The sequence below is a fragment of the Roseomonas genomospecies 6 genome (assembly GCF_008365375.1).
Classification (GTDB): Bacteria; Pseudomonadota; Alphaproteobacteria; order Azospirillales; family Azospirillaceae; genus Azospirillum.
Genome location: NZ_QOKW01000005.1, coordinates 208,188 through 220,798, shown reverse-complemented (window position 1 = coordinate 220,798; position 12,611 = coordinate 208,188). Strand labels below are relative to the sequence as shown.

13 protein-coding genes and 1 other RNA gene are annotated in these 12,611 nt (G+C 69.9%); 6 read left to right on the top strand and 8 right to left on the bottom strand.

Annotation, left to right across the window (positions count from 1 at the left end):
* Both DS843_RS09180 and DS843_RS31540 read right to left on the bottom strand, forming a co-directional pair.
* The gene (locus DS843_RS09180) at positions 1–1,623 is read right to left on the bottom strand and encodes a CYTH and CHAD domain-containing protein (RefSeq protein WP_149468577.1); all 1,623 of its coding nucleotides are present in this window, start codon (positions 1,621–1,623) and stop codon (positions 1–3) included.
* 94 nt (positions 1,624–1,717) lie between these two features.
* On the bottom strand, positions 1,718–2,071 hold the full coding sequence (locus tag DS843_RS31540; RefSeq protein WP_208852209.1) for a class I SAM-dependent methyltransferase: 354 nt from the start codon (positions 2,069–2,071) through the stop codon (positions 1,718–1,720).
* 497 nt (positions 2,072–2,568) lie between these two features.
* Between DS843_RS31540 and DS843_RS31535 the strand changes: the two genes are divergently transcribed.
* Entirely contained in the window at positions 2,569–2,748 is a 180-nt protein-coding gene (locus DS843_RS31535; RefSeq protein ID WP_208852208.1) for a hypothetical protein, read from the top strand.
* 215 nt (positions 2,749–2,963) lie between these two features.
* Complete coding sequence (locus tag DS843_RS09170; protein WP_149468576.1) at positions 2,964–4,157, top strand: phosphoglycerate kinase; 1,194 nt, start codon at positions 2,964–2,966, stop codon at positions 4,155–4,157.
* Between the two features lie 160 nt (positions 4,158–4,317).
* Here DS843_RS09170 and recR read toward each other — a convergent pair whose 3' ends face one another.
* The 5 genes from recR to DS843_RS09145 all read right to left on the bottom strand — a co-directional run bounded on the left by recR (position 4,318) and on the right by DS843_RS09145 (position 8,049).
* Complete coding sequence (gene recR, locus DS843_RS09165) at positions 4,318–4,911, bottom strand: recombination mediator RecR (RefSeq protein ID WP_094301833.1); 594 nt, start codon at positions 4,909–4,911, stop codon at positions 4,318–4,320.
* 59 nt (positions 4,912–4,970) lie between these two features.
* The gene (locus tag DS843_RS09160; protein ID WP_149468575.1) at positions 4,971–5,294 is read right to left on the bottom strand and encodes a YbaB/EbfC family nucleoid-associated protein; all 324 of its coding nucleotides are present in this window, start codon (positions 5,292–5,294) and stop codon (positions 4,971–4,973) included.
* 3 nt (positions 5,295–5,297) lie between these two features.
* Complete coding sequence (locus tag DS843_RS09155) at positions 5,298–7,163, bottom strand: DNA polymerase III subunit gamma/tau (protein ID WP_149468574.1); 1,866 nt, start codon at positions 7,161–7,163, stop codon at positions 5,298–5,300.
* A 114-nt stretch (positions 7,164–7,277) separates the two neighbouring features.
* An RNA gene (gene ffs / locus DS843_RS09150) (signal recognition particle sRNA small type) lies at positions 7,278–7,375 on the bottom strand.
* Positions 7,376–7,509: 134 nt separating this feature from the next.
* Positions 7,510–8,049 carry a c-type cytochrome gene (locus tag DS843_RS09145; protein WP_149468573.1) on the bottom strand — a complete coding sequence of 180 codons (540 nt, stop codon included), beginning with the start codon at positions 8,047–8,049 and terminating at the stop codon, positions 7,510–7,512.
* A gap of 224 nt (positions 8,050–8,273) precedes the next feature.
* On the opposite strand from DS843_RS09145, the gene DS843_RS09140 reads away from it, so the two are divergent.
* Positions 8,274–9,062: a 3-deoxy-manno-octulosonate cytidylyltransferase gene (locus DS843_RS09140; RefSeq protein ID WP_149468572.1), complete on the top strand. Its 789-nt coding sequence runs from the start codon at positions 8,274–8,276 to the stop codon at positions 9,060–9,062.
* Between the two features lie 17 nt (positions 9,063–9,079).
* On the top strand, positions 9,080–9,964 hold the full coding sequence (locus DS843_RS09135) for a prephenate dehydratase (RefSeq protein ID WP_149468571.1): 885 nt from the start codon (positions 9,080–9,082) through the stop codon (positions 9,962–9,964).
* Between the two features lie 205 nt (positions 9,965–10,169).
* Here DS843_RS09135 and nudC read toward each other — a convergent pair whose 3' ends face one another.
* Complete coding sequence (gene nudC, locus DS843_RS09130; RefSeq protein ID WP_149468570.1) at positions 10,170–11,126, bottom strand: NAD(+) diphosphatase; 957 nt, start codon at positions 11,124–11,126, stop codon at positions 10,170–10,172.
* Positions 11,127–11,265: 139 nt separating this feature from the next.
* On the opposite strand from nudC, the gene hisN reads away from it, so the two are divergent.
* Together hisN and DS843_RS09120 are read left to right on the top strand one after the other, a co-directional pair.
* Entirely contained in the window at positions 11,266–12,048 is a 783-nt protein-coding gene (hisN, locus tag DS843_RS09125; protein ID WP_149468569.1) for a histidinol-phosphatase, read from the top strand.
* Between the two features lie 18 nt (positions 12,049–12,066).
* Entirely contained in the window at positions 12,067–12,606 is a 540-nt protein-coding gene (locus DS843_RS09120; RefSeq protein ID WP_149468568.1) for a hypothetical protein, read from the top strand.
* The last annotated feature ends 5 nt before the right edge of the window (positions 12,607–12,611 follow it).

Here is a 12,611-nt window from a genome sequence, read left to right as displayed (position 1 = left end):
TTACCCCTCCCGGTCGGGTTTTGACCAGAAGGCTTTCGCGTCGGCGAACCCGTCCCACAGGCCGAGCAGCGCCGGTTCGGAGTCCGTCACGCCGCGGGCGTGCCAGCCGATGACGATGCCGGCGGCGCGCGGCTCGCCCGGCTCGGAGCGGCTGCCGTCGTCGTGCAGCTCGTGCAGCAGGCGGGTCGCCGTCGCCACGTCGTTCAGGTGGCCCAGCGCGTCCTGGAAGGCCGACAACTCCTGGATGTAGCGGCGCGCCGGCTTGTCGTCGTAGAGGCTGCGGAAGAATTCCGCCGCATAGCGCAGCTTCTTCAAGGTGATGCGCAGTTCGTGCCGCTCGGTCACCGACAGGTGGGCAAAGCCGTGGCCAGCGCGGCGGGCCTTCTTGGCGCGGCGCGACAGCAGATGATCGGCCAAGCCCTCCACCGGGTCGAACAGGCGGGCGGAATGCTCGCTGACCGGCTGGTCGCGCCAGCCCCGCGACTCGACCCAGGCACCGAATTTCAGCAGGAAGGTGGTGTAGCGGTCGGACCGGATCGCCTCCCGCACCCCCTCGTAGGCACGGTCGCGCCGGGCGCGCGCCGCGGCGGCGAGCGCGTCGATGTCCTCCTGCAGCGGCTTGCCGTGGCCGTCGGCGCGGTGGAAGGCGTCGCGCACCGGCTCCAGCAGTTCGGCCAGGAAGACGTCCCAATCGCGCGCCGGGCCGAGGCTGCCGCCCAGCCACTTCACCTCCCCCACCAGCCAGGCGTAGGAGTCGGCGGGGATGAAATCCTTGAACAGGGCGAGCGCCGAGCGCAGGCGGCGCAGCGCCACGCGCATCTGATGGACGCCCTCCGGGTCCTGCCCGATCAGGGTGACGGCCTCGTTCGCCATCATGTGGCCGATGCAGGACCGCAGGATGCGGGCCAACGCGCCTTCCACCGTGGTGTCGGGACCGAATTCCAGCTTGCCCGCCTTGATCACCTTGTCCGCCGTCCCGTCGGCGAGCGCCCCATCGGCCAGGGCGTAGCCGCGCTCCGCCTTGGTCCGCGGGTCCAGGCGCAGGGGTGCGGCCAGAGCCAATTCCAGCGCCAGATCGTAGAGGGCGGCGGGGGAGCCCTCCAGAAGCTCCAGTTCCACCTCCGACACGGGGATGGCGGTGCCGTCCGGGGCGCGGATCTCGCCGCTGTCGAAAGCGACCTCGATTCGGCTGGCGGCTTCGCCCTCGCCCATCGTCACCACGCGGACGGTGCGCTGGATGACCGTGGTGAAGAGCGGCTGCAACTCCGCCTCGCCGACGGAGCCCAGCAGGTCCAGCGCCTCCTGCGCCGCGATGGCCGACAGGTCGGGCGCCGGGCCGGAGACGGGATGCTCCCACTCCGCCCGGCCAAGCTCGCCGCGCTCCGGCGCGCCCTTCACGGTCTGGAGATGGCGGTCGCCGACCTTGCGCACGCGCAACGTCACCAGACGCCCGGCCAGACGCCGGTCGGCGGTGTCGTAATAGGTGCTTTCCAGGGTCTTGGTGCCGGCTTTTCCCTTGGCGCGGGATGCGACCGCCGGGCAGGACCGGAGCTTCGCCATGTCTTCGGCCCTGACGGCCAGCTTCAGCTCGGTTTCCCGGTTGGACTCCGCTTCGACCACCATTCGTGCCCCGTGATTTCCGGTGGATTCCCGTTTTGCACAGGCCCCAGCCCCGGTCAAGTTACAGAACCATGACGCTTTTGTTGCACCCGGCGGATCAGGCTCCCGCCCTCTCCAGCACCAGGAGCTTGGACATGTAGGCCAGCGACGTTTCCCGCACGCGCAACCCGGCGGCGGCGAACAGGGCGGGCAGGTCGTCGCGGGCGTAATGGGCGTAGTAGGGCTCGTGGAAGGACTGCGGGAAGCGGTCGATCAGCCCGTCCATCATCGGGTTGTCGCCATATTGCAGGCTGTCCATGAAGACCAGGATGCCGCCGGGCTTCAGCACGCGGGCCATCTCCGCCACGGCCTGGGCGCGGACCTTCGGCGGCAGTTCGTGGAACAGGTAGATGCAGGTCACGATGTCCTGCGACCCGTCGGCCAGCGGGATCGCCTCCGCCGCCGCCTGCACCAGCGCGCTGCTGCGCCCCCCAGGGGGCGAGGTTGCGCCGCGCCTCCCGCAGATAGGCGGGGGAGAGGTCGAGCGCGGTGACCGGCAGGCGCGGGTGGTTGTCCTTCACGAAGGTCAGGAACCGCCCCGTCCCGGCGGCCACGTCGAGCAGGCGGCAATCCGCGCCGCGCCGCGTTCTCAGATGCTTGAAGATCGGCACCAGGACTTGGCGGCGCATGGCGTCGGCCCCGCCGCCGAACAGCACCTCCACCTGATGGTCGTAGAGGCGGGCGCTCTCCTCCGTCAGATAGCCGCCGGTCTGGTAATGGAAGTTCTGGCGGTAATAAGCGGGCAGGCCCCCGCTGCCGGGCGGCGGGGCGGCGCGCACCTCCACCGCGGCACGATCGCGGCGGCGGCGCGACACCTCCGGCACGTCGCGGAAGAAGGCCGCGGCGTCGGCCAGCAGCCGGCGCGGGTCGGGCAGCAGGTCGTGCGGCAGGCGGTAGTATCCCGCCTCGATGTTGGCGAGGTCGCGGGCCAGCAGGGCGCCCAACTCCTCCAGCACCGCGCGGGTGCCGGGCACCGGCACCTTGGAAGGCGCCTTGGGCGGCGGCCCGGTGATGCGCCGCCCGATCCGCGCGGCCATCATGTACTGGCCCAGGAACCAGGCGACGCGGGCGGACTGGCTGGCCGCGTAAGCCAGCCGGGGAGCCAGTTTCGGGGTCGGCTGGGCGGAGGAGGGATGCGGGGCGATCCTGTTCATGGACATAGACATGGGATCGACGGCCCCGCCCGCCCAGAGCCCCGTCTTTTCGCCGCATGGGGCAACCGGTCGCCCACGCGGGCCGTTGCAAAGCGGGCGCCCCTGTGCTGGATTGCCCGGCAAAAGTTCAACCCGTGGGAAACAGCAGCCATGACCGAGTTCAACACCATCGACGACCTCGACGTGAACGGCAAGACGGTGCTGGTGCGTGCCGACCTGAACGTCCCGATGCAGGACGGCAAGGTTTCCGACACGACCCGCATCGACCGTCTGGCGCCGACCCTGACCGAGCTGGCGAAGAAGGGTGCCAAGGTCGTCGTGCTGTCGCATTTCGGCCGTCCGAAGAACGGTCCGGACGCCAAGAACTCGCTGCGCAACGTGCTGGACGCGCTGAGCGCCGCCGTCGGCCAGACCGTCGCCTTCGGCGAGGATTGCGTCGGCGACAAGGCCAAGGCCGCCATCGACGGCGTGCAGCCGGGCGCCATCGTGCTGCTGGAGAACACCCGCTTCCACGCGGAAGAGGAGAAGAACGACCCGGCTTTTGCGAAGCGCATCGCCGAGCTGGGCGACCTCTACGTCAACGACGCCTTCTCCGCCGCGCACCGCGCCCACGCCTCGACCGAGGGCGTCGCCCGGCATCTGCCCGCCGCCGCCGGCCGCCTGATGCAGGCCGAGCTCGAGGCGCTGACCAAGGCGCTGGAGAAGCCGGAGCGTCCGGTGGCCGCCGTGGTCGGCGGCGCCAAGATCTCCACCAAGCTGGACCTGCTCGGCAACCTCGTGAAGAAGGTGGACATGCTGGCGCTGGGCGGCGGCATGGCGAACACCTTCCTCTACGCCCAGGGCGTGGATGTCGGCGCCTCGCTTTGCGAGAAGGACATGGCCGATCAGGCCCGCGCCATCATGGAGACCGCCAAGGCGTCCAACTGCGAGCTGCTGCTGCCCAAGGACTTCATCGTCGCCAAGGAATTCAAGGCCGGTGCGGCCCACCGCGCCGTTCCGGCGGACGGCATCGGCGCCGACGAGATGGCCCTGGACGTCGGCCCGGCGACCGTCGAGTTCCTGGGGCTGAAGCTCCAGGGCGCGAAGACCGTGGTGTGGAACGGCCCGCTGGGCGCCTTCGAAATCCAGCCCTTCGACGCCGGCACCAACGCCGTCGCCGGCCTCGTGGCCGAGCGCACGTCGGAAGGCGGCCTGCTGTCGGTGGCCGGCGGCGGCGACACGGTCGCGGCCCTGGCCCACGCGGGTGTCGAAGAGAAGTTCACCTACATCTCCGCCGCCGGCGGCGCCTTCCTGGAGTGGCTGGAAGGCAAGGACCTGCCGGGCGTGGCCGCGCTGAAGAAGTAAGGAAGGGTCATTAGGGGTGGGTGGTCGAGACGGGCCCCCACCCTTCCCGCTTCGCGGGCCCCTTCCCTCCCCCGCTTCGCAGGGGAGGGGATTTGAGCCCTCCCCCGCGAAGTGGGGGAGGGTTGGGAGGGGGCCCAACGCCTACCCCTCCCCACAAAATTCACAAAGGCCGTCGCGCCTTCAGCGCCGCGGTCAGCGTTCCATCATCCAGATAATCCAACTCCCCGCCCACCGGCACGCCGTGGGCCAGACGGGACACGGACACGCCGCTGCCGGACAGGCGGTCGGTCACCACATGGGCGGTGGTCTGGCCGTCCACCGTGGCGTTCAGCGCCAGGATGACCTCGGTCACCGCCGGGTCCTTCGCGCGCTCCACCAGGGACGGAATGTTCAGATCGTCCGGCCCCACCCCCTGCAAGGCCGACAGCGTGCCGCCCAGCACATGGTAGGTGCCGCGGAAGGCGCGCGTGCGCTCCAGCGCCCACAGGTCGCCGGCATCCTCCACCACGCAGATGGTCGAGCGGTCGCGGCTGTGGTCGGAGCAGACGGAGCAGGGGTCGCGGCTGTCCAGATTGCCGCAGACCGAACAATTGCGGATGGCCTCCGCGGCGAGCGCCATGGATTCGGACAGCGGTACCAGCAGACTGTCGCGGCGCTTCATCAGGTGCAGCGCCGCCCGCCGCGCCGACCGCGGCCCCAGCCCCGGCAGCTTGGACAGGAGCTGGATCAGGCGCTCGATTTCAGGTCCGATCATTCACGGCATCGTCTGTCAAAGGGTGGCCGGGCCATGGGTTCGGCCCGGCCTTTCAACGCTTAGAACGGCAGCTTCATGCCCGGCGGCAGCTTCATCCCGCCCATCAGGTTCTGGGTCTCCTGGGCGACGTGCTGCTCCACCTTGGCCTTGGCGTCGTTGAAGGCGGCGATGATCAGGTCCTCCAGAACCTCGATGTCCTCCGGATCGACGATCGACTTGTCGAGCTTGATCTTCTTCATCTCGCCCTTGCCGTTGACCGTGACGTTGACCATGCCGGCGCCCGACTGGCCGGTCATCTCGACCTCGCCCAGGCGGGCCTGCATCTCCTGCATCTTGGCCTGCATCTGCTGGGCCTGCTTCATCATCTGGCCGAGGTTCTTCATGGGTCAGAAATCTCCTTCATCGTCGAGCGGGTAATAGACCCCGTCGTCCTGCTGCATGACCATAAGGTCGGGATTCTCGCCGTCATCCGCAACCTGGGGCTCGGCCTCGACCGCCGCCTTGAGGTCGCGGACATCGGTGATCTTCGCGCCGGGAAAGGCGTCCAGAACGGCGCGCACCACCGGGTGGGCCTCCGCCTCCTCCAGAGCGCGCTTCTGCGCGGCCTGCTCCTGCTGGATCAGCGTCGGCTCGCCCGGCGCGTCCGACACGATGACGACCCAGCGCTGGCCGGTCCATTCCGTCAACAATTGGCCGACGCGATTCGGCAGGGTCGACGGTGCCAGCGTCGTCAGCCGCAGTTCCAGCCGCCCCGGCTCCATGCGCACCAGATGCACGCTGCCGGTCAGGTGGCCGTAGAGCGCGCCCTCGCGCTTCTCCGCGAAGACCTGGACCAGCGCGCGGAAGTCGCGCGGCATCGCCACGCGCTCCTCGTCCGCGGCGGCCACGGCCACGGTCTGCACCGGCTGGGGAGACGGCTGCGTGCTTGGCTGAGAACTCGGCTGTGCCTGGGCGACGGCGCGCACGGCGGAACCGCCCACCGCCACCGGCCCGCCGCCGGGGCCGCGCGGCGCCGAACCGCCACCCTGGCCGGAACCGCCGCCGTTCTGCACATTCTGGAACTGGCGGATCAGGTCGCCCGGAGTCGGCAGGTCGGCGGCGTAGGACAGCCGCACGATGACCATCTCCAGCGCCTGCTGCGGCACCGGGGCCGCCTGCACCTCGCCCAGCCCCTTCAGCAGGAGTTGCCACGCGCGGGTCAGCGCCGGCATGCCGAGCTTCGCGGACAGGGCGGCGCCGCGCGTGCGCTCCGCCTCCGGCAGGCCGGGATCGTTGGCGCTGTCCGGCACGACCTTCAGCCGCGTCAGATTGTGCACGAGGTCCAGAAGATCCTGGAGGATCACCACCGGATCGGCGCCGACGCGGTGCAGGTCGGACAGGAGGTCCATGGCCTCCGCCGGCTTGGCCGAGACGGCGGCCTCGAACAGGTCGATCACCTTGCTGCGGTCGGCCAGCCCCAGCATGTCGCGCACCTGCTGGGCGGTGACGGTGCCGGCGGCCAGCGCGATGGCCTGATCGAGCAGCGACAGCCCGTCGCGCACCGACCCGTCGGCGGCGCGCGCGATCAGGGCCGCGGCGTCCGGCTCGATCCCCGCCCCCTCCAGCCCGGTGACTCGGGTGAAATGCTCGTTCAGCACCTGGGCGTCGACGCGCCGCAGGTCGAAGCGCTGGCAGCGCGAGAGCACTGTCACCGGCACCTTGCGGATCTCGGTGGTGGCGAAGACGAACTTCACATGGGCCGGCGGTTCCTCCAGCGTCTTCAAAAGCGCGTTGAACGCGCTCTTGGAGAGCATGTGGACCTCGTCGATGATGTAGAGCTTGTAGCGCGCCGAGACGGGGGCGTAGCGCACGCCGTCGATGATCTCGCGGATGTCGTCCACGCCGGTGTGGCTGGCGGCGTCCATCTCCATCACGTCGACGTGGCGGTCCTCGGCGATGGCCCGGCAATTGTCGCAGACGCCGCAGGGCGTCACCGTCGGCCCGCCGGTGCCGTCCGGCCCGGTGCAGTTCAGCGCGCGGGCGATGATTCGGGCGGTCGTCGTCTTGCCCACGCCGCGCACGCCGGTCAGCATGAAGGCCTGGGCGATGCGGCCGGAATTGATGGCGTTGGTCAGGGTGCGGACGAGCGCATCCTGCCCGATCAGCTCCGCAAAGCTCTTCGGGCGGTATTTCCGCGCCAGAACCCGGTAGGCGAGGCCCCCGGACGATCCGGAAACGGAAGAGGAGATGTCGGCAACAGTGGTATCGGTCACGCGGCTGGCCCGGTAATCGGCTTCACGACGGAGCGCAGGATAGCGTCACGGCGCGGGGCTGTCGCCGTTTCAATTCGCTACAGCGAATTGGGTGGGAACGAATTGGATGGGAAGGTGGGAGACTGGACGAACGACCCGAGCCGAAACTCGTTACGGCTGCTTCCTTCCGGACCTGACCGGGTTGGCGAGGGACTCGTCCGCCGCCAGCCTCCCGCGCCTTATATCGGCGATGGCGCCGCCGGATGCAAGGCCAATCTGCCGGCCTTCCGTCTGACGCTGAACGAAAAAGCCCCGCGTCCGGACGGGACGCGAGGCTTTTCCTGATCCCGGATGGGGCCGGAGCGCCTTACTGCGGCAGCGGCGCCGGGCTGTCGGACAGCGAGCGCAGATAGGCGATGATGTTCGCCCGGTCCTGGTCCTTCTTCACGCCCGCGAAGGTCATCTTGGTGCCCGGCGCGTAGGCCTTCGGGTCGTAGAGGAAGTGGTTCAGTTCGTCGTAGTTCCAGGGACCGGCCTTGCCCTTGATGGCGTCGGAGTAGGCGAAGCCGTCGATGTGGCCGTGAGCGGCGCCGACGATGCCGTACAGGTTCGGACCGACCTTGTTCGGGCCGCCCTTGTCGAAGCTGTGGCAGGCGGCGCAGGCCTTCGCCGCGGTCTGGCCGGCGGCGGCGTCGGCCTTGGCGAGCAGCGGGGCGATCTCGCCGGGGCCGGACGGGGCCGCACCGCCGGTGGGTGCCGGAGCGGCGCCGTCCGGCATCGCCACCACATAGGCGGGCTTCTCAAGCGACTTCGGGTGCACCAGAACTTCCGCGGCGAAGCCCGCCAGCATGGCGATCAGACCCGCCAGCAGCACGGCGCCGAATATCTTGTTCCACTCCATGCTCATACGTCTCATTCCCCTTTGTGTCGTGCCCCGGGTCCGTCCGCCAGGAATGGCTGGTTCTCTCCGCCGCACGATAGCGTGACCGCGGCGGCTTGTCACCGCTTCGGCCCCCTCCCTTGCCACAGGAATGTTGGCGCCTTGAATGTTGGCATCGCACCGCTTGACGGAAAGGGCGATCCATGGTTCACCCGCGCCACCTTCCCGACGCGACAGGAGGCCGTTCCGACATGAACGCCGACGCAGACGTCCAGACGACGCCGAATCCGCCGCCTTCGAATCCAATCGTGGTGATTCCCGCCCGCATGGCCTCCACCCGCCTGCCGGGGAAGCCGCTGGCCGACATCGGCGGGGTCCCGATGATCGTGCAGGTGTGGCGCCGCGCCATGGAGGCGGAGATCGGCCCCGTGGTGGTCGCCTGCGCCGAGCCGGAGATCGCCGCGGCGGTGAAGGCCGCGGGCGGCACCGCCGTCCTGACGCGGCCCGACCATCCCTCGGGCTCCGACCGCATCTTCGAGGCGGTCGGCCTGCTCGACCCGGAGGGTAGATACGACGCGGTGGTGAACGTGCAGGGCGACCTGCCGACCATCGAGCCCGCCGTGGTGCGCGCGGCCTTCGCCCCGCTGTCCGACCCGCAGGTGGACATCGCCACCCTGGTGGTGGAGATCACGCGGGAGGAGGAGCGCACCGACCCCAACGTGGTGAAGGCCGTCCTGGAGCTGCCGCCCGGCGCCCGGCGGGGCCGCGCCCTCTATTTCAGCCGCGCCACCGCCCCCTGGGGCGACGGGCCGCTGTTCCACCACATCGGGCTGTACGCTTACCGCCGCGCCGCGCTGGAACGCTACGTCCGTCTGCCGCCCTCGGCGCTGGAGCAGCGGGAGCGGCTGGAGCAGCTCCGCGCGCTGGCCTTCGGGATGCGCATCGACGCCGCCGTCGTTGACGCGGTTCCGCTCGGCGTCGATACTCCCGCCGACCTGGAGCGCGCCCGCGCGATCCTCGCCAAGCGCGCCTCCCTTTAAAAGAAGAAGCCCCACCGATGCCGACCTCGAACGTGATCGCCTTCCAGGGCCTGCCCGGCGCCTATTCGGACCTGTCCTGCCGGACGGTCTTCCCGGACATGACGACCCTGCCCTGCGCCACGTTCGATGACGCCTTCGCCGCCGTGCGCGAGGGGCGCGCGGCGCTGGCGATGATCCCGGTGGAGAACTCCATCGCCGGGCGCGTGGCGGACAACCACCATCTGCTGCCCGAAGGCGGCCTGCACATCATCGGCGAGCATTTCCAGCGGGTGAACCACCAGCTCCTGGCCCCGAAGGGCGCCACGCTGGCCGGGCTGAAAACCGTGCGCAGCCACATCCAGGCGCTGTCCCAATGCCGCAACATGACGCGGGAACTGGGGCTGACGGCGATTTCCCACGCCGACACGGCGGGGGCCGCCGCCGAGATCGCCAAGCTGGGCGACCCGCAGCACGCCGCCATCGCCTCGTCCCTGGCGGCGGAGATCTACGGTCTGGACATCCTGAAGGGCGGCATCGAGGACGCGGAGCACAACACCACCCGCTTCCTGATCCTGTCCCGCGAGCCGAAGACCCCGCCGCTGCCCGTGGACGGGACCGGCGGCAAGATCATCACCACCTTCGTCTTCCGCGTGCGCAGCGTTCCGGCGGCCCTCTACAAGGCGCTGGGCGGCTTCGCCACCAACGGCATCAACATGACGAAGCTGGAAAGCTACATGGTCGGCGGGCATTTCACCCAGACCCAGTTCTACGCCGACGTGGAGGGCCATCCGGAGGAGCGTTCCCTGCGTCTGGCGCTGGAGGAGCTGGCCTTCTTCGCCCGTGCCGGCGAGGTGAAGATCCTCGGCGTCTACCCCGCCAACCCCTTCCGCCATCAGGAAAGCCAGCGCATCGGCGAGGATTGAGGGGCGGGAGAGGGGCGCTTGCCCCCACCCTTCCCACGGCTTCGCCGCGGGCCCCTTCCCTCCCCCGCTTCGCAGGAGAGGGAGCTTAATCTCCTCCCCTGCGAAGCTCTCGCGCAAACCTTTGGTTTGCGCTGACGCGGCAGGCGGACCTTCGGTCCGCCGAGAGCAGGGGAGGGTTAGGGAGGGGGCACGCGATGCAACGCCTTCACTCCCCCTCGGCGATCCACTCGTCGATCAGGCGGCGGGCGATGCTGTCGGGGCGGGCGAGGCGGAAGTCTTCGCTGGGGGTGAAGGTCCGCAGGAACGCGCGGTCGAACCAGCGCGCCTCCTCCAGTTCCTCCTGATCCGTCCGGATGTCCAGGCTCACCGCCCGCGCGCTGAAGCCCAGCATCAGAGAGGACGGGAATGGCCAGGGCTGGGACGAATGGTAGCGGATGTCCGTCACCTCCAGCCCCACCTCCTCCATCACCTCGCGCTTCACGCTGTCCTCCAGGCTTTCGCCCGGCTCGACGAAGCCGGCCAGCACCGAATGCATGCCCGGCGGAAAGCGGGAGTTGCGGCCCAGCACCATGCGCCCGGCCCCATCATGGACCAGCATGATGACCGCCGGATCGGTGCGTGGGAAATGGTGGGTGGCGCAATCCGGGTTGGTGCAGACGCGCACATGCCCGCCCTCCGCCCCCGCCGCCGCAGAGCCGCAGACGCCGCAGAAGCGGTGCCGGGCGTTCCACCAGGTGATGCCGCGGGCGTAGGCGCACAGCCCCGCCTCCGTCGCCTCCATCAGCGGGCCGACGGTGCGCAGGTCCTCGAAGCGGCCCAGCCCGGCGAGCGCCGGATGCTCCTCCGGCGCCTCCAGACCGGTCAGGTCCACGGTGAACTGCGGCACGCCGTCCAGCAGGCCGAGGAAGACGGGCTCCACGCCCCAGTCGCCCCCGGCGGGCACGCTGACCGCCCGGGCCGAGTCGGTGTCGCCGGTCACGAAGTTGCGCGATTTCGCCACGGGCAGCAGGCACGCCTGCGGCGAGGTCCAGGCGTCCTTCAGCCAGTCCATGTCCTTGCGGCGCAGGGCGGCGCGGTCGAGCGGGATGCCGGCATAGGCGTTCGGGCGGCCGGGGTTCGGGCGGCCAGGGTTCAGGCGGTCGGGTCGGGAGCGGTCGTGCATGGCGAAGAGGCTGCCACAACCCCGCAAGCCGGGGAAGCGGCGTCCTGCGCAACCCTCCCTTCGCAATGACGGTTTGCGGCGGAGCATCGCCCGATTAGGATGCGGCCTTTCCCACCACGCGCAACCCGGCGGAGCGATCATGACCGAACCCTGCCCCACCCCCCTGGTGACCCTGGCGGAGCGTCTGGCCGACGCCTCCGGTCCGGTCATCCGGCAGTATTTCCGCACGCCGGTGGCGGTGGACGACAAGGCCGACTCCTCCCCCGTCACCATCGCCGACCGCGAGGCGGAGCGGGCCATCCGCGCCATCATCGAGGCCGAACGCCCGGACGACGGCATCTATGGCGAGGAGTTCGGCACGAGGAATCTGGACGCCGAATGGGTGTGGGTGATCGACCCCATCGACGGCACCAAGTCCTTCATCACCGGGCGTCCGATCTTCGGCACGCTGATCGCCCTGCTGCACCGCGGGCGCCCGGTTCTGGGTGTCATCGACCAGCCCATCGTCAACGACCGCTGGCTGGGCGTCGAGGGCCGCCCCACCCTGTTCAACGGCCAGCCGGCCCGCGTGCGCGCCTGCGCCGGGGGACTGGCCGCGGCGACGCTGGGCACCACCTCGCCCGACCTGTTCCCCGGTTCGGACCAGGACGCCTTCCGCCGGGTGGCGGGGGCGGCCAAGGTGTCCGTCTATGGCGGGGACTGCTACAGCTACGGCCTGCTGGCGGCGGGCTATTACGACCTCGTGGTCGAATCGGGGCTGAAGCTCTACGACTTCGCGGCTCTGGTGCCGGTGGTGACCGGGGCCGGCGGGCTGATGACCGATTGGGACGGCAAACCGCTCGACGCCAACTCCAGCGGACGCGTGGTCGCCGCGGGCGATGCCCGCACCCACCGCGAGACGCTGGCCGCCCTGGCCGGCTGAGGAAAAGGGACGAAACGCATGGCAACCATCGCGAAGCCCGCCCGCTCCGTTTTCGAGACCTCACCGGAAAAGCTGCGCCCCTTCCTGCACTCGCTGGCCGACCGGGTGTCGGGCGGGGCGAACTGGATGGTCCGCAAGAAGACCGTCTGCGACCTGTTGCTGGGGCTGGACGCCTTCTTCGCGCTGCCGGCGGGGGAACGCCAAGCCCTGATGGGCGCTACGGACGACGCCTTCGCCGCCCACGGCAGCCAGGACGGCACAGGCCCGGAGGACTTCCGCAACGTCCTGCCGCTCTATGTCGGGGCGATCCTGGAAGGGCTGAACGAAAAGGCCGTCACCGGGCCGGAGCAGGCGGCGATCTACATGCTGTCCATCCACCCGGAGCACCAGATGGCCGCGGAGGAATGGATGCTGGCCGACCCGCGCAACGGCAAGGCGGTGCGCCGGATGATGCGGTCCGACCGCCGCTATCGCCAGCTCATGGAGCGCATGGCCGACCACTGGAGGAAGGCGAGAGCCGGTCAGGGCAGCAGCGAGACGGCCAGCAGCCCCAGGTAAATGCC